Origin of the sequence: Enterococcus gallinarum, from assembly GCF_021496385.1 — a bacterium.
In the GTDB taxonomy this organism is placed as follows: Bacteria; Bacillota; Bacilli; order Lactobacillales; family Enterococcaceae; genus Enterococcus_D; species Enterococcus_D gallinarum.
The window spans coordinates 319,243-337,376 of record NZ_CP050816.1; the positions used below are offsets into that span (position 1 = coordinate 319,243).

Annotated in this window: 16 protein-coding genes; all 16 read right to left on the reverse strand. The window is 42.4% G+C overall.

All coding sequences use genetic code 11. From position 1 onward, the window contains the following. Positions 1-61: 61 nt before the first annotated feature. The gene (sapS, locus tag HED61_RS01445; protein WP_041119852.1) at positions 62-1,087 is read right to left on the reverse strand and encodes a two-component system sensor histidine kinase SapS; all 1,026 of its coding nucleotides are present in this window, start codon (positions 1,085-1,087) and stop codon (positions 62-64) included. Positions 1,088-1,095: 8 nt separating this feature from the next. After that, on the reverse strand, positions 1,096-1,770 hold the full coding sequence (gene sapR / locus HED61_RS01450; RefSeq protein WP_003128479.1) for a two-component system response regulator SapR: 675 nt from the start codon (positions 1,768-1,770) through the stop codon (positions 1,096-1,098). A gap of 151 nt (positions 1,771-1,921) precedes the next feature. Continuing rightward, a complete protein-coding gene (locus HED61_RS01455) occupies positions 1,922-2,128 on the reverse strand; it encodes a hypothetical protein (RefSeq protein ID WP_003128478.1) in 207 nt (68 codons plus the stop codon). Between the two features lie 21 nt (positions 2,129-2,149). Continuing rightward, positions 2,150-3,643 (reverse strand): phosphohexomutase domain-containing protein, encoded by a 1,494-nt coding sequence (locus HED61_RS01460; RefSeq protein ID WP_171917770.1) that lies wholly within the window; start codon positions 3,641-3,643, stop codon positions 2,150-2,152. A gap of 157 nt (positions 3,644-3,800) precedes the next feature. Further along, positions 3,801-4,295, reverse strand: a complete 495-nt coding sequence (locus tag HED61_RS01465; protein ID WP_171917771.1) for a methylated-DNA--[protein]-cysteine S-methyltransferase — start codon at positions 4,293-4,295, stop codon at positions 3,801-3,803. Between the two features lie 112 nt (positions 4,296-4,407). Continuing rightward, positions 4,408-6,330: an ABC transporter ATP-binding protein gene (locus HED61_RS01470; RefSeq protein WP_197081171.1), complete on the reverse strand. Its 1,923-nt coding sequence runs from the start codon at positions 6,328-6,330 to the stop codon at positions 4,408-4,410. Continuing rightward, the gene (locus tag HED61_RS01475) at positions 6,269-8,008 is read right to left on the reverse strand and encodes an ABC transporter ATP-binding protein (protein WP_005472838.1); all 1,740 of its coding nucleotides are present in this window, start codon (positions 8,006-8,008) and stop codon (positions 6,269-6,271) included. Before HED61_RS01475 ends, HED61_RS01470 begins: the two co-directional genes overlap by 62 nt. Positions 8,009-8,309: 301 nt before the next feature. Further along, positions 8,310-9,806, reverse strand: a complete 1,497-nt coding sequence (locus HED61_RS01480) for a PASTA domain-containing protein (protein ID WP_176333075.1) — start codon at positions 9,804-9,806, stop codon at positions 8,310-8,312. Further along, complete coding sequence (locus HED61_RS01485) at positions 9,799-10,473, reverse strand: ABC transporter ATP-binding protein (RefSeq protein ID WP_003128471.1); 675 nt, start codon at positions 10,471-10,473, stop codon at positions 9,799-9,801. Before HED61_RS01485 ends, HED61_RS01480 begins: the two co-directional genes overlap by 8 nt. A gap of 12 nt (positions 10,474-10,485) precedes the next feature. Continuing rightward, positions 10,486-12,030, reverse strand: coding sequence for an ABC transporter permease (locus HED61_RS01490; protein WP_005472842.1), 1,545 nt, complete (start codon positions 12,028-12,030; stop codon positions 10,486-10,488). A gap of 353 nt (positions 12,031-12,383) precedes the next feature. Then, entirely contained in the window at positions 12,384-12,830 is a 447-nt protein-coding gene (dtd, locus tag HED61_RS01495) for a D-aminoacyl-tRNA deacylase (RefSeq protein ID WP_003128467.1), read from the reverse strand. 10 nt (positions 12,831-12,840) lie between these two features. Continuing rightward, entirely contained in the window at positions 12,841-15,051 is a 2,211-nt protein-coding gene (locus HED61_RS01500) for a RelA/SpoT family protein (protein ID WP_003128466.1), read from the reverse strand. Positions 15,052-15,259: 208 nt separating this feature from the next. Beyond that, positions 15,260-15,919 (reverse strand): beta/alpha barrel domain-containing protein, encoded by a 660-nt coding sequence (locus tag HED61_RS01505; protein WP_005472845.1) that lies wholly within the window; start codon positions 15,917-15,919, stop codon positions 15,260-15,262. Positions 15,920-15,923: 4 nt separating this feature from the next. Beyond that, positions 15,924-16,679, reverse strand: a complete 756-nt coding sequence (locus HED61_RS01510) for a 16S rRNA (uracil(1498)-N(3))-methyltransferase (protein ID WP_005472847.1) — start codon at positions 16,677-16,679, stop codon at positions 15,924-15,926. Positions 16,680-16,689: 10 nt separating this feature from the next. After that, on the reverse strand, positions 16,690-17,631 hold the full coding sequence (prmA, locus tag HED61_RS01515; protein ID WP_219645413.1) for a 50S ribosomal protein L11 methyltransferase: 942 nt from the start codon (positions 17,629-17,631) through the stop codon (positions 16,690-16,692). An 11-nt stretch (positions 17,632-17,642) separates the two neighbouring features. Beyond that, the gene (locus HED61_RS01520) at positions 17,643-18,131 is read right to left on the reverse strand and encodes a DUF3013 family protein (RefSeq protein ID WP_003128461.1); all 489 of its coding nucleotides are present in this window, start codon (positions 18,129-18,131) and stop codon (positions 17,643-17,645) included. Positions 18,132-18,134 lie beyond the last annotated feature (3 nt).

Genomic DNA, 18,134 nt, shown 5'->3' on the forward strand with positions numbered 1-18,134 from the left:
TTCAGTGTATCAGTGAAAACGGTATAGAGACAAGAACTAAATGGTATTTCTCAAAAAATCATTAGCGATTTTCTTGATAGTAGCTTAGCAGAGGGAAGTAAAGCGTGACGGTTGTCCCTTCTCCTACAACCGATGAAATCGTTAACTCAATTCCTAATTCTTTGGCCAGATTCTTGGCTAAATAGAGCCCTAACCCTGTCGAGTGCATATCCGTCTTCCGACCATTCTCACCAGTAAATCCCTTATCAAAGACTCGCCTTAGATCTTCTGCCGGAATACCGATTCCAGAATCTTCTACCGAAAGACGCGTTCCTTGCCCATCTTTTTGGATTTGGACAATGATTCGCCCATTTTCCGGAGTATACTTCAATGCATTACTGAGGATTTGCCGAAAAATAAAACTCAGCCATTTGCCGTCAGTTAATACTTGCTGGTCTCCCCCTTTAATCGCATAGTGAATATTCTTCTGAATGAACACGTTGGCTTGACTGCGAATAACCGGCTGAATCGTTGCTTTCAATGACACTTCTTGAACAAGGTAATCTTTGGAAAAACTGTCCAAACGTGCCACATACAGCACTTGTTCCACATACTCATTGATCCGATTCACTTCGTTTTCCAGTAAAATATACTTTTCATCTGGAATATCAAATTCAATCGAATTTAACAGTAAGCGCGTCGCTGCCAAAGGTACTTTAATCTCATGGACCCAAGAATCAATGTATTCCTTTTGCTCTTCTTGATTGCTTATCACTTGCTGCATCAAGTCTTGGTGTTCGCGAATCAGCTGATTGATATAGTTTTGAACCAGTTCTTCCTCTGATGAACGCGCACCATGAATATAGTTTTGTAAGACACTGTCTGACTCATGGAATGTGAGCTTTTGCCAGAAACGACGTTTAGTAATATAAAAAACGCCCAAAAAAAGCAGTAGAACGACTGATTCCATCAAAAAAAGATAGCCAACAGTTCCCCAGTCGATGGGGAAATCAGGTGTCAGCCACATCACTAGAATCATCAGCAAGAAAAAAATCACCCAACCAATCAGAAGTAACCAGCGGTCTTTTAAGAAGGCAATGAATGACATCGGTTTGTTCATGGCACAATATACCCTTGTCCAACTTTGGTTTCGATGTAATTATCCATACCGGCTTGCTCAATCTTCCGACGCAAGCGATTGATATTGACAGTCAATGTATTGTCGTCAACAAAACGTTCATCATCCCAGAGCGCTCGCAACAGCTTTTCTCGACTAAGGATCTTCCCGTGATTCTTCATCAATATATATAATAATCGATACTCATTTTTGCTTAAATCAATTACCTCATCATTGATCTGCATGCTGCTGTTGTCGATATTCAAAGTAAGCCCATTGTGAACCAGCGTTTCGCTGTTGTTTTCGACATAGTTATAGGAACGGCGCAGCAGTGCATTGATTTTTGCAATCAAGACATCGATCTCAAATGGCTTCGTCACGAAATCATCTGCCCCCATGTTCATCGCCATGATCATATCCATATTCGTATTACGGCTTGATATAAAAATAATCGGTACTTTCGATGTCTCTCTGATTTTCTGGCACCAATAATAGCCGTCAAAAACCGGCAAATTGATGTCCAACAAAATCAATTGCGGTTCTTGCTCTTCAAAATCGTCAAAAACCTGATGAAAATCAGTTGTTCCAAATGTTTCGAATTGCCATTTTTCAAGTTCTTCGATGATCAGCTGGCGAATAACTGCTTCATCTTCTACTACCATGATTTTTGCCATCTGAATATTCCCCTCCACTTCTTTTCTTTACTTTAACAAATATCTAAATCGAAAGCGAATGATAATCCCAGCTTTAAAAAAAGCTAAAAAAACTCTCAAATCCGCCAGATCAAAAAGTTCTTTTTCTCTGACTCTCTAAGAGTTTCTTTGTCTATTCAATAATCATCGCTGCTTCTAATAATAACTTTCCAACAAATAAAACGATCCCATCTACAAACAAGACACTCATATTGACGCCCAGTAACATAGACAATCGTTCTACCACATCGATCTGCGGCCGTTTTCTCATGTATGCTATCAGAAAAAGATTCACACCATAAGTGACAGCCATGATCACTAACATAATAAATACCAACATTAACCCTTCATTCTCTATTCATTATTTTTCTAAAAATTGTTTGATTGCAGACTGATCGATCGCTTCAAACGGCAGCAAACGTTCACTGATTTCGCGGACGATCGCCGGCAAATGTCCAGGTTGGTCATTTTCGATCTGCAAGACCAATAATGGTTCATGCAAACTCAACCGCAACAAAAACCACCCTTGTCCATAAGGTGCAGAAACCTGTATACGGATGCCTTCTTCATTTTCATTGTCAATCTGCCACCCCGATGGGAGATGATGCGCTAGCGATGCGATAACCTTCTCCCCGGTTGCGCGATAATCTGAATCATTGATCTTGAAACGCAATTCTTGGGTTTCAACTGGCTGTTTCAGCGCCGCGATCAAGTCTTCCAAACTGATATTTTGCGCACGAAGTGTTGGCAGCAACATCAAGATCTTCGCAATAACATATGCACCATCATCTAAAAAATAGTTTTCCTTGAATGCTGCATGTCCACTAGTTTCAATCGCCAACTGAGCATTAATGCCTTTTTCGTTAAGAGCGATCGCTTTGTTGATGACATTACGATACCCGGAAATATAACGCACTTGATGACCACCTAGCGATTCAATAAATGACTTTAGATGAGTGGAGGTCGGGGAATTCGTGACAATACTCGCAGCCGGATGTTCAGATAAGACGATTTTACTCAAAACAGCAATCATGTTGTTGCGGTTCAGCGGCTGTCCGCTTTTGGTCACCACAGCGGATCGATCGACATCGGTGTCAAAGATGATCCCCAAGTCTGCTTGTTCTCGTAAAACGGCTTCCGTAATACTAGCCATCGCTTCTTTATTATCCGGATTAGGAATGTGGTTAGGGAAGTGTCCATCTGGCTCCAGAAACTGTGAACCATTCGTATCTGCCCCTAACGGCACTAAAACTTGCTCTGCAAAAAAACCACCTGCGCCATTTCCAGCATCCACAATGATTTTCATTCCAGCCAATGGCTGTTCTTCTTCTGTCTGCATCCCATGACGAATTTTCGTCACCATATCTGCTGCATAGGGAGTAAGTAAGTCTCGTTGGTAATACTCGCCGAGTTGGTCAGCTGGATGAGCTTCAGGATGTGCTAAGATAAACGAGATATCTTCTTTTTCTGCACCACCAGATTTACTAAAAATCTTGATTCCATTAAAGTAATAGGGCAAATGACTGGCTGTCAGCATCACACCGGCATCACAATCAAAATCAGCAAACTGGGTACTCATAAATAGCGCGGGTGTTGTAGCCAGCCCACAATCAATAACCGTAATCCCTTCTATTCGCAATTGGTTCATAAACGCCTGCTGCAGCGTTTCACCACTTAAACGACTATCACGACCAACTGCCACTTTTAAGGGTTCCGTATATCGCTGCAGCAACCAGGTCCGCAGACCTGAAGCAATTTCTTTCACTGCATCTTCTGTTAAATCCGCTGTAAGATCTGCTGTCGAAAGCGCGATTCCACGGATATCTGAACCATTTTGCAACTTCATTCGCTTCATCTTCTCCACTCCTTTTTTGTAAACGGAAACAACTCCATTATATCAAAGGTAGCATAAAAAGAAACGCCTTTTTAGTATTTTTTACTTTTAAACAAACAATTTATGAAGCACTAAATTCGAGAAGAAGACCTAGTAAATTTTTGCAGAAAAAATGCGCTCAGTCCTTGAAAGGAATCCCTTCCAGCTGTAATAGTTTCCGCTTGATCGGCAAACCTCCCCGATAACCAGTCAATCGACCATTTTTTCCCAGGACACGATGGCAAGGGACAATAATCATCATCGGATTGCGTCCGACAGCATTGGCAACCGCTCGGACGGCACTAGGACGTTGGATTCTCGCCGCTAATTCACTATAGCTGACAGTCGTTCCATAAGGGACTTCAGTTAACGCTTGCCAAACAGTTTGTTGGAACGGTGTACCGACAAAGTCAAAAGGAAAATCGAAGGCTACTGGCTCCCCGGCGAAATAGGCTTTCAGCGGCTTTGCATACCTTTCTGGTGTCTGAGAACATTCACGAATTTCTGCATATGGGAAAAAAAGAGCCAACTCTGCATGTTCTGCTAAACGACCAAAATAAGCTGCCCCCTGATTAGTGACACCCAGTTCATACATTTCCTCATTCAATTGGATCTGTGAAACCGTTAAATGCATCCTATTTCCTCCTATCTATCCACTTACTCCTCATAGTTTTTCTTTAGTATAGCACAGCAGCAAGAAAAAAAACGAAGACCCTTAAATCCGGTCTTCGTTTCCTGGGAAAAAATCAGTCTAACTCAATTTTTCCTGTATACAGTTGGTAATAGGTCCCCTTCTCTGCTAATAACGTATCATGAGTACCTCGTTCAATGATTCGACCATGATCCATCACCATGATCACATCTGAATTCTGAATCGTCGAAAGACGGTGAGCGATCACGAAAACTGTCCGTCCTTGCATCAGCCGGTCCATTCCAGACTGGACGATCCGCTCTGTTCGCGTATCAATGCTGGAAGTCGCTTCATCTAAAATCATAACAGGCGGATCGGCGATCGCCGCTCTGGCAATTGCTAGTAGCTGTCGCTGTCCTTGTGACAGCCCTTCGCCATCCCCCGTGATTACGGTATCGTACTTCTCAGGTAAATGATTGATGAACATATCCGCATTCGCCAGTTTTGCTGCCGCTTCTACTTCCTCATCCGTGGCATCCAGTTTACCAAAACGAATATTTTCTCGAATCGTTCCTGTGAATAAATGTGTATCTTGCAAGACGATCCCTAATGAGCGCCGCAGAGATTCTAGTTGGATCTTTTGAATATTGATGCCATCATAACGGATCTTTCCCTCTTGAATATTGTAAAAACGATTGATCAAGTTAGTGATGGTCGTCTTACCGGCTCCCGTTGCTCCCACAAAAGCAACTTTCTGTCCCGGTTCAGCAAAAAGATTGATGTCATGCAGAACCATTTGATGATCCACATACCCAAAATCAACTGCTTCAAAACGAACATCTCCAGTCAATTCTGTGTACGTAACAGTTCCATCTTCGTGAGGATGTTTCCAAGCCCAGAGTCCTGTACGATTTGTTGTTTCCACTAAATGGCCAGATTCCCATTTGGCATTGACTAGCGTGACATACCCTGTATCAATCTCTGGGGTCTCATCCAACAAATGAAAAATACGTTCTGCACCTGCCAAAGCCATGATCACAAAGTTGATCTGCTGTGAAATTTGGCTGATCGGTCCATTCAGCGAACGGCTAAGCTGTAAGAAAGAAGCAATCATCCCTACGGTTAGTCCCGAGACACCATTGATGGCAAAGAGCCCGCCGATAATTGCGATCAGCACGTATTGAACATTCAGCAAGTTCATCATGATCGGCATCAATGTATTGGCATTGACATTGGCCTTTGTAGCACTGGATTGCAACTGGTCATTCAAAGCATCAAATTCCTGCATGACAACGTGTTCATGGTTAAAGATCTTGACAACTTTCTGTCCATGCATCATTTCTTCAATATAGCCATTGACTGCGCCTAGATCCCGTTGCTGTGCGCCAAAGAAGCGGCCGCTTTTGCGGGAGATGATCCGAATCACATTCAGCATCAAAATGACCGAAACCAGTACAAAGCAAGTCAATGGGATACTAATGGAAAACATCGCAATGAAAACCGAGCAAAATGTGACGGCAGCCATCATCAAATTGGGAATACTTTGAGAAATCATTTGCCGTAATGTATCCGTATCGTTGGTGAAATGACTCATCATATCACCATCAGAATGGCCATCAAAATAACCAATCGGTAATTTTTGCATATGTTTGAACATCTGATCGCGGATTTTTTTCTGAGTGCCCTCACTGATTTTGACCATCATAAAGTTGTAAGTCAAACCAGCAATGATCCCAATTAAATAAATAATTGCCATCTGAATAATAGCTGCCAGCAGACCGCTGAAGTTAGGATTGCTTTGTCCCAGCAGCGGAGTTATATGGTCATCGATCACCACTTGCAAAAAAAGTGAGCCGCGAACATTGGCAAAAGCACTTAACAAGATCATGAACAATACGATAATCAACTGCAGTTTGTAATCGCCAAACATAGTCGCCAGCAGCCGTTTCAAGGTTCTCTGGGGATTTGCTGCTTGTCTATTCTTCACCTTCACCAAATCCTTTCTGCTGCGAGTCGTAGACTTCACGATAAATTTCATTGCTAGTTAATAATTCTTCATGGGTTCCGATTCCGTTGATTTTCCCATCATCCATCACAATGATTCGATCGGCATCTTCGATCGAATTGATCCTTTGGGAAATGATGATCGTTGTCGTTCCCGGGATTTCTTGTTTCAATCCTGCTCGAATACTACGGTCTGTCTTTGTATCAACAGCACTAGTAGAGTCATCTAGAATCAGAATTTTCGGTCTTTTTAACAGCGCTCGCGCGATCGTTAACCGCTGCTTTTGTCCACCGGAGACATTATTTCCTCCTTGAGAGATCAACGTGTCATATTTATCAGGAAATTCTTGGATAAAAGGATCCGCTTGGGCAATTTTTGCTACCCGCTGAATCTCTTCATCCGTTGCTTCCGCGTTTCCCCAGCGAAGATTCTCACTGATCGTCCCGCTAAAAAGGACATTGTTTTGCAAAACCATACTGACTTGATCCCTCAATGCTGCCAAATCATAGGCACGAACATCTTGTCCCCCAACGAGAACACGACCGTCAATTACATCGTACAAACGGGGGATCAATTGGACCAGCGTTGATTTTGCACTTCCGGTTCCGCCGATGATCCCGATTACCTCTCCGGATTCAATTCGTAAGTTAACATTTTCCAATGCCAATTTCGTTTGATCATTTGCGTAACTGAAACAAGCATTTTCAAAGACAATTGAACCATCTTTGACTTCTGTCAATGGCGATGCCGGATTTTTCAAGTCGCTTTCTTCATCCAAAACTTCCACCACCCGCTGTGCGGAAGTACGAGCAATCAGAATCTGAACAAAAGCCATTGACATCATCATCAAACTCATCAAGATCTGCATAGTATAGTTGAACATGCTAACCAGTTCCCCTGTCGTCAAGCTGCTGTGCTCAACGATCAGTTGGGCACCGAACCAAGACAACAGCAACATACAGCTATAGATCGAGAATTGCATCAAAGGCATATTGAACGAGACGATTCGTTGTGCTAGCGTAAAGTTGCGGTAGACATCATTTGACACCTCGTCAAAAAGTTCTTCTTGCTGCTCTTCTCTGACGTAGGACTTGACCACACGGATTCCTTGAAGATTTTCTTGGACTACGTTGTTCAAACGGTCATAGATCCGAAATACTTTCAAGAAAAGCGGATGAGCAAAGCGAATCACTAAAGCGAGTCCGATGGCTAGAATTGGCAAGACGACTAGGTAAACCAGCATCAATTCTGGACTGATCGTGCTAACCATGATCAGTGAGAAAACCAGAATCAATGGACTGCGCACCAAGATTCGGATAATCATTTGGTAAGCATTTTGCACATTAGTCACATCGGTGGTCATTCTCGTGATCAAACTAGAGGAAGAAAAACGGTCGATATTGGAAAAAGAAAAATCCTGAATCTTGCTAAAAAGGTTGTGGCGAAGATTTCGAGCAAAACCGGCAGAAGCAATCGCAGCTGTTCGTCCTCCTAAAGTTCCTAGCATCAGTGCCAATAATGAGCACAAAAAAAGCAGACCGCCATAGCGCAAAATGACGCCCGCGTGTCCTTTTTCAATTCCTTGGTCGATCATCATTGCCATGATCAGTGGCATAATGACATCTAGCGCCACTTCGCCGGCAACATAGACCGGTGTCAATAGGCTGGCTTTTTTATAATCGCCAACATTTGCTAGTAATTTTTTGATCATTTCTTTCGTCCCTTCTCTATGTAAAATACTGCTTATTGACTAGTTATCAATTCAACTGTACCGTATCGATAAAAGGTTTTCAAGCATGCATGCTTGAAAACCTGTGATTACTTGATAACAAAAAACCTCTCTCCATTTTTCAAAATCCAAGTAAAAAAACAGAAAAACTATCTAAATGTAGGTAGATCCTTCTGTTTCAGTCTGTCATTGTCGACAAACAGAAGACACACTTCATTTAGATAGTTCACTTACTTATTGCTTGGGTTCTGTAGCTTTGTTACGGGCCCGATTGCTAAATGTCTCATTCGGTAGTGGCACTGTTGACTGTTTCTAGCGGATCCTTTACATTTTCTGTCTCAGGACTGACCGGTAATGATTCGGTCTCGCCTTGCAGATTTCCGCGACTAATCCCGATGGTGATCGATACTTCCAATGGAATAAATTCACCATAACGGCTCATCTCCACAACTGTTCCTTTTGGTTCTGCTGAATCTACATAATAGACATCATAATATACAGAAGCACCTTTCGATTTGTACTCATCAAAGAACATTTTTGGCAGATCGCCTTCCGTTGCTTGGTGCCGGATATCCTTCAAATACGGTTGCCCCAGTGAATAAACCACTTTCACTGTTGGCAATGTATCGCTGTCACTATATTCTTTGCCCGCCTCTTCCGACTGATTGATGAAATTGCCATAACCGATTTGATCAGAATAAACTGTCTTGACTTGAATCGGTATCTTCGATTCTAGCCCCTCTGCTTGCTCGATGGTATACTGTGAGAAATCAGGAACAACTAATGCTTTCCCTTTAGAAACTTTGACAAGAAATTGATCCTTTTTGGCCAATTTGCTGCCTTTGACTGGTTCTTGGGAAACCACGACGTCTAAAGCAACTGTATCAGAAAAAACAGCTTCTTCTTTGTACTTCAATTCATTTTTCTTAGCCCACTCTTGAGCTTCACCTTTGTTTTTCCCTGTAAAATCAGGAACTTCGATGTTCTTCTCGAAGACTTCTTTTCCTTTTGAATAATAGATGCTTAAGCGATCTTTGCGCTTATAAGCTTTGAGATCTTGCTCTTTATTTGCTGCTTCTTGTTTGATGAATACACCTGCTTCGACTTTGTCGTCATACTGTTCGATCAACGAGATATTTTCTGCCTTTTGTTTCTCGATCCATTCTTTTGCCGCTTCGGTAGTCAGTGACGAAAAGTCGGGCAGCTCGATCATTTCTTCTGGGTCAGGACCTAGGCTTGCTTTGACTGTCAAAGTCTTGCCTTTTTTGATCTTCTGATCTGCAGCAACACTTTGACTAACGATTCGATTGGTCTCTACCTCAAAATCATACACTTGATCGACTTTGATCGCCACGCCTTCTTCCATGCCCCATGTTCGGGCTTCGGATAAATCTTTCTTAGCAAAATCAGGAACCTTCACATGAGTCAATTGATAATACACCACACTGCTGATGGCAATCAGCACAATGACAGCACCAGCGATCAGCGCGTATTTTTTACGCTGCCGCTTGCGATAAGTTGGATCAAACTCTGTCTCTTCTTTTCCGAACCGACTGACCGGTTGAGAAGAGCTAGTTTCCTTGCGCGTTCTTCGCTTCATTTCCTTCGGATCCGATGCTGCTGCAGCTTTACTCTCTCCTGCGCCCTGATCAGATGTCTGAGAATCTGGAATTGGTTCTGCTTTACGCTCTGTTTTTTCGTCAAACTCAGTTTCTTTAGGAGAGCTTTGTTTCTTGCCATCGTAATTACCAGGACTGAAATTTGATAAAAAATCACTCATCTTTATTCAACACACCTTTACGCAAATAGAGTACTTCGTCTGCTTGTTGGGCGATTTCATTCGCATGGGTCACAACAATCACACATTTGTTATGCATATGAGCCAAATCTTTAAAAATATCGATGATTTCCTGTTCCATTTCTTCATCTAAATTTCCCGTTGGTTCGTCTGCCAAAATAATATCAACATTCGTCGCCAGTGCACGAGCTATTGCCACCCGTTGCTGTTCCCCACCAGACAACTGATTGACTAAACGATCTGCTTTTTCTTTCGTGATCCCAATATAGTCCAATAAATTGTATGCGACTTCCCGCTGGTTCTCCGGCAATTGATTATCCGTGATCGACATTGGGACTAGAACATTTTCTACCGCAGACAGGTACGGAATCAAATTGTAACTTTGAAAGATGATACTGATATCGTCTCGGCGATATTTCTCATGTCCGATTTTTTGAATATCTTCTCCATTAAAGAAAACAGCGCCACTTTTAGGTGTATCCAACGCACTGATCAAAGAGAGAAATGTGGTTTTTCCTGACCCTGACTGTCCTAAAATGGCATAAAACTTGCCTTTTTCAAACGCCACCGATGTTTCTTTCAAAATATAGCGCCGCTGATCGCCATCTTGATAATAGTAATCTACTTCTTTTGTTTCCAACAAAGCCATTTTTTCTTCCCCCTACATCATGATTTTCTTTGGATTCAGCCGTAGAATATACAACAACGGCAAGATTGCAGACAATAAGACTGTACCTAATCCCAATAAAAGATAGGTGATGACATACCCCATAGAAAAAGTGACTTTATAAGCACTTTGGACATCCGCATAGCTGAGAGTATTTGTCATCATTGTGCTTGAAATGGAATAGGTATCCGTTTGGGACAGATTCGTCATCCAGTCACTTTGCATCAATGTTTGAGAAACCGCACTTCCTAATAAATTTCCCGTCACCAATGAGCAGATTAGAGCGACTAAGCTGACGAGCACCACTTCAATAACGATTTGCCCAATCACTTTCCCACGGCCTTCTCCTAAAGATAGATAGATCCCTAATTCCTGCTTGCGGTCTCGCAAAAACAATAGAACGACTAATGAAATGATAAAGACCGTAGCAATAGCAGCAACAATCACGATATAGCGGGAAATCGTTCCCAGACGATTCATTCCTCCGGCAATCTGATCGTATTGATCTGTGGAAGCTACCACATGATAGTAATCCGGTAATAATGGATTGGCTTCTTGTTTGAATGCTTCAACATCGTCGGTAGAGTTCAAAACATACATCGCTTGATAATACTCTTCCGGTTCGGCCTCCGTATCTTCGGCCATTACCGTATCTCCCCACAATTTTTCGTTTTGGAATTTACTAAAATCTTTCACCAACTGATTGGCAGCATAAATCGTATTGATCTGTTCAACAGCTTGCCAGATTTGATTGGATTTTTCTTCTTGCGAAGGATTACTATTGGCCGATTCCTTTTTAACTACACTAAAAATCCCTGCAATTTTGACAGGATAATCAGCTGTGACAACTTTTGTTTGGATTTCTGCACTTTCACTCTCTGCATCTTCATCATCTGAAGTAGCCGTACTATCATCACTGTCACCCATCGGATCTTGAGGGACTTCACTATACATATCCCAAACAAATTGATCGCCAACCGACAAATTATTTTTTTCAGCGACTTCTTTACTAATCAAAATCGAGTTAGTGGTTTCTGACAAGTCTTTTTCACTAAACACTTCTCCATCGATCAGCTTGATGTTGCCTTCTTCCATATCTAATGGCTGTGGTCGATTGCCGCCCTTTAAATTAAAATAATTGCCGCCCGCCATGCCAAAAGATTCATCTTCTGGTGTATAGGCTTTGAATTTCTTGGTCTCTAACCAACCCATCATGGTATAGTCGTAATATTTGACGTAATCTAATTCTCCCACTTTGTCATAGTCCGCCGTTTTTGGCGTTTTCGGACTATTTTCTTCAGAATAAACTTCCTCATCTGATTTTCCTGAATTGTCTTTCTCAAACTGCTCATAATCAAACTCGACTGTAGCAACGTTGCCCATTTTCTTTTTCGTTTCCCGTTCCACATTCATAGTAGACTGCTGCACAGCTACCGCACCTGCGATCACGTTACCTAAAATAAAGATGACTAAAAATAAAATAAACGACTTCCCTTTCCTGCGAGTAACACTTTTTAATGCACGCTGCCAAAAATTCATTGTCATTTCCTCCAGTGACATTATTTTTTAACTATTATTTCACATTTGCGCTTTAAGGACAATCTAATTTATTGAAAGTTTTTTAGAGATGGATAAAAATAAATAACTTTTTTGTAACTGCTACCATTACGAAAAGGAATAGATTCAGCTCTTAAATAACTATTTCTGATCAGAAAGAACTATCTTACAGTTTTGTAAGATAGTCCAAAGACAAAAGGGTTGGTACCAGAAGTGCTACAAGATGGACTTATTTCCACTAAAAAAGACTACCAACTTGCATGTTGGCAGTCCTCTTTAAACTATTTGCTTTGGTTCTTTTGGCATGTTGGATAGGCAGTCGTTGTGAACGCAGCCTATTTTTCCTTCGTATCGATCAGGATCGTTACAGGACCGTCATTGATTAATGACACTTGCATGTCTGCGCCAAAGCGACCCGTAGCCACTTCGATACCTGCAGCGTGCAGACCCGCATTGAAAGCTTCGTACAATGGTGTAGCCACTTCAGGTCTGGCAGCTTGAATAAAGCTTGGACGGTTTCCTTTTTTGGTCTCGCCATACAATGTGAATTGCGAGATACTCAAAATAGCACCTTCGATTGCTTCAATCGATTGATTCATTTTTCCCGCTTCATCTTCAAACACCCGCAAATTTTTGATTTTTCGAACCAAGTAATCCACATCTTCTTGGCTATCTTCATGAGTGATTCCCAAGAGAACTAAAAAACCTTTTTGGATTGCTCCTACAGTAGTTCCATCGATTGCAACACTGGCTTCACTTACACGTTGAATGACTGCTCGCATGTCTCGCGTCTCACCCCTTTGTTCTTCTGACACTATATACTTCTGGGATTTGTTTGATTTTGTCCACGATTGACTTAAGATGTGTTAGGTTCTGGATTGAGACCGTGATTCTAATCGTGGCCATTTTGTCTTTGTTGGTTTTCGCTTCCACACTGACCAATCGTTTAGTAACAGCGTTGACTGTTTGCAAGACATCATTCAACAATCCGGAACGATCATAACCATAGATTTCCAGATCTGCATCGTATTCTTTGCCGCTGTTAGAAGTATCTTCCCACTCGACATCGATTAGACGATTGACGATCTCTTTGCTTTGGACATTCGGACAGTCACTGCGATGGATCGAGATGCCGCGGCCCTTCGTGATATACCCGACAATGGCATCACCAGGAACTGGATTACAGCAACGAGAGATTCGGATCAGTAAGTTGTCCACGCCTTCGATCACGATCCCGCCTTCATGGCGAACTTTCATTTTCTCTGGTTCTTTCTTCGCTGGCTGATTGATCATGTCTTGTACTTGTTGTTTTTGTTTTTCGATCTGCTTCTCACGGCGTTCTTCTTCCGTCAAACGATTGGCCAGTGTAGTTGGACTCACTTCGCCAAAACCGACAGAAGCAAATAAATCATCTTCTGTTTGATAATTAAATCGTTCGCAGGCTTCTGCCATCTTGCTTTTCGTTAAAAATTCTTTTGGTACAAAGCCCATGTCTTGCAATGTTTTGACCACTGCTTCGTGCCCTTTGATGATGTTTTCGTCACGATCTTGGGCCTTGAAAAAACGTTTGATCTTGTTTTTAGCTTTGCTGGTAGCTACAAGCTTGATCCAGTCGCGGCTTGGTCCGAATGAATTTGGTGATGTCAAAATTTCAATGATATCGCCATTTTTCAATTTGTAATCCAACTGGACCATCTTGCCATTCACTTTTGCACCAGTGGTTTTGTTCCCGATATCGGTATGAATACTGTAGGCAAAATCCAGCGGACTTGAACCTTGAGGCAATTCTGTGACATCGCCTTTCGGTGTGAATACATATACTTTGTCACTGAAAATATCCCCTTTGACACCTTCCATAAATTCAGAAGCATCGTAGCTTTCATCCTGCAGTTCCAAAATTTCGCGGAACCAACCGACTTGCTGGGTCATTTTGTCTGCTTTGACTTTCTCGGTTCTACCCTCTTTATATGCCCAGTGAGCAGCAACCCCGAATTCAGCAATCTCATGCATCTCATGGGTACGAATCTGGATTTCTACTGGATTGCCTTTGGGACCGATCACTGTCGTATGTAGTGACTGATACATATTCGCTTTAGGCATCGCAATGTAATCTTTAAATCGACCTGGCATTGGTTTCCATTTTGTGTGGATCGTTCCTAAAACAGCATAACAATCTTTGATTGAATCAACGATTACCCGAATAGCCAAAAGATCATAGATTTCATTGAATTGTTTCTTCTGGTCTTTCATTTTGCGGTAAATGGAGTAAATATGTTTCGGACGACCATAGATCTCAGCAAAAATATCTAGTTCTTCAGTTGCAAGTCGAATCTGTTCAACGGTTTCCGACACATAAGCTTCCCGTTCTTCCCGCTTGGTTTGCATCAAGTGAACGATCCGATAATATTGTTGTGGATTCAAATAACGTAGTGAAATATCTTCTAGCTCCCACTTGATACGGCTGATCCCTAAACGATGCGCCAATGGTGCATAAATCTCCATCGTTTCTTGGGCGATTCGCCGTTGTTTGTCTTCCCGCAGGTGTTTCAATGTACGCATATTATGTAAGCGGTCCGCTAATTTGACCATGATCACGCGCAAATCTTGAGCCATCGCGATCAGCATTTTGCGATGATTCTCTGCTAGCTGTTCTTCATGGGATTTGTATTTGATTTTCCCTAATTTTGTCACACCATCGACCAGCATCGCTACATCTGCACCAAAGACTTCTTTTAGATCTGCTAGGGTCACTTCCGTATCTTCTACCACATCATGTAAAAAACCAGTGGCGACTGTATGAGGATCCATTTGTAGTTCCGCTAAAATCCCTGCTACTTGAATAGGATGGATGATGTAAGGCTCGCCGGACTTGCGAAACTGATCTTTGTGGGCTTCTGTCGCATAATCTAAAGCTTTCTGTACAAATGCAACATGTTCTTCACTCATATAATGGGCCACGAGCTTGATCACACCAGGTCCGGATAATATCACTTCTTTTGCCATGAAACGCGCCTCCTTTTTTCCTATTTTCAAAAAGCAAGACAGAAGCCGCTTCTAAAGAATTCTGCTATCCCCAACTCTCTGAATAGCAGAACTCTTGAAGCAATGCGCTTCTGCCTGGCCATCTTCTTTTATGATTAGTGTCATTATACAAATTTTTCTTGTTTTTTTCAATTCTCTCTATTCTGGTTAAGCGAGACAAAATACCGGTTTATTCATTCAACAGTAACGCTGACTCTGTAAAGGGCACGCCGATTTTTGCCGCCCCTGCCTGTAAAAGTTCTGCAAGTGATTTCTGATCCGTAACAGACGCTGCCGTGTTGACTTGGATCGTCAGTTGCGGTCCTCCATCTAGAGCAAAAATCGAGACATCATGCAACGCATCTGAAACAGTTAACTGCTGACCAAGAGTAATACTAGGCCAGTCCCATGCTTTCAAACGCTGTGCTACTTGGATCTTTGTCAACTCATTCATAAGTGAAGTATTGACAGCCCAGCGGATCTCACCACCAGACAAAGCCAGTGACCGGCTTGTCTCCATTAACTCCGCCAGATCAGCCGTCCGCTCTTTTTCCACCAACAAAGCCGCTGGTAGCCAGACTTCTAAAAAATCAGCGCCATCCATAAAGGAATGACCGATCTCAAAAGCTTTCTTAGCGATTGTTCCTTGTGCCAAGGGAAAATCAACTGCACAGCCGACTTGGATCTCGGAGCCTTCAGTTAACTGCTTCGCTCTGCGCAAATCACTAGGCAACACGATGACTTCTTGGACACCAAGTGTGTTAAATTCAGTAAACGTATCTTTTAACAACCAATCCGTCAGTCCAGCTTGTAAAAATCGAAAACTAAGCTTGTCTTTGAATTGCGTCACTTGATCACTTCCTTACTAATTCAGTTAGTACGCTGACAGCACTCAAAAAATAAAATGGGGCGGTTTCGGTTCGCAAAATACGTGGCCCTAACCCACAGATCACAGCACCTTGAGATTCAGCACGAGTGATTTCAGCAGGTGTCAGCCCACCTTCGGGTCCGAAAATTGCTAAGATTTTGCTGCCGGGCGCTGCTTTGGACAAAATATCGATCAGTTTGGCATTCTCGCCGCTTTTAGCAGATTCCTCATAAGCAACGATCACATAGTCATAGTTTGAAAGACTATCCCACAACTCTTTGTCCGAAGCAGCCAGTTGGATGATCGGTGCTCGTTGCCGCTGCGCTTGTTCAGCAGCCTCTTGGGCAATTTTTTGCAGCCGCTGCTGTTTCTTTTGGAGTTTCTTATGGTCCCACTTAACTACCGAGGATTGGGCGGGAAAACCGATAAATTTAGCGGCACCCAATTCTGTCCCTTTTTGGACGATCAATTCCAATTTATCTCCTTTAGGATACCCGCTGGCGATCGTAACATGAATCGGTAATTCTTTGTCTTGCTGTTCCTTTTCTACTTCAATCAAATGAACCGCTTGTTCATCGATCTGCTGGATTTTCGCGAGGATCGCTACTTGGTCTTGAAAGACCAAGTAGACACAATCATCCGGAACCATCCGCATCACACGTACCATGTGATGAAACGGTTCTCCCTCTACTACATAAACAGGCTTCGCCTCATAATCCTCATTCAAAAAATATCGCTGCATATGACATTCCCTACTCTGGTTTTTTTAGTGCGATCGCATACCAATCTTTTTGATTCAAGATTTGGTCAACAACAAATCCTTGCTCTGTCATGGCATCAATCACAAGTTGTTTTTTCGCTTCGATGATTCCAGAAACAATTAATGTTCCGGTAGGCTTCAGCAACCGCCAAGCATCTGGGATCATCAGTAAGATGATATCAGCTAAAATATTCGCTACAATAATGTCTGCTTCGATTTCAATACCTGTTAAAAGGTCATTGGCAGCAACATTCACTGCTTCGGCAACTGGGTTTAGTGCCATATTTTCTTTTGCCGCCCGAACAGCCACCTCGTCAAGGTCATAGGCATATACTTGATTGGCCCCTAAGTGGCGGCTGGCAATACTTAAAACCCCTGATCCGGTTCCAACATCCAGGACCGTTTCCTCGCCTCGTAAATACATTTCTAACGCCTGTAACGTCAAGCGCGTCGTCGGATGGGTACCAGTTCCGAAAGCCATTCCTGGATCTAGCGTAATGATTTTCTCGGCAGGGTCCGTCGTTTCATATAGTTCCCAGCTGGGAACAATCGTCAAATAGCGAGTGATCCGTACTGGATGATAATATTTCTTCCAAGCAGTCGCCCACTCTTCCTCTACTACTTCACTGGAGGTAATCTCATTTTTGCCGATTGCTAACCCATATTCCGGTAAACGAGCGATCGCCGCCTCAATAAATGGCAAAATTTCAGGTAAAAAGATAGTCTCGGGGAAATAAGCCGTTACCTGGGCGCCTTCATCCAGCGTTGTATAGGTTTCTTTGTCTAACACTTCACCATAGGCATCGCTTTTAAAGTTTTCAATGTCAAGAACATCTTCGATTGCTACACCACTGGCCCCTTGTTCCATCAAAATGTTGGCGACCGCTTCAACTGCTTCACTTGCAGTAGCTACTTTCACTTCATTCCATTTCATCTATCTGCTCCTTAATAACTTGGATAAGGAATATACGATTCCCCATCGCTTTCTTGGTAAGTATTCATACGGTCTAACAACTGATCTTGATCGAAAACTAGTTCGAAGACCGCTTCTTCACTCTCATCGTTTAGAAAATCTAGTAAATCACTTTCTCCCTCCGTCAGAATCTCTTTGATGTAATCAACCAAAGCATCCAGCAACGCTTTTTGGATTCCTTTTTTGCCTGCGTAGGGAATGACTGCCAAAAAGTCCTCTTCTGCAAAGGAAGACTTTTGGGGATCAAACAATAAGATACCGTCTTCAAATTCGATGATCTCTTCTTCAGAGGCTACTCCTTGGGCATCATCTACCTGCAAATGATTCGGGTTCTCTGCAAATAAGCGTAAAACAAGTTCGATGGTATGGTTTCTTGCATCCCAATCAAGGGCAACATCGTACTCAGGGATTTTTTTTGTTAATTGTCTGTCCAAATAAGTCAGCATTGTTTCTTTAGCCATTAT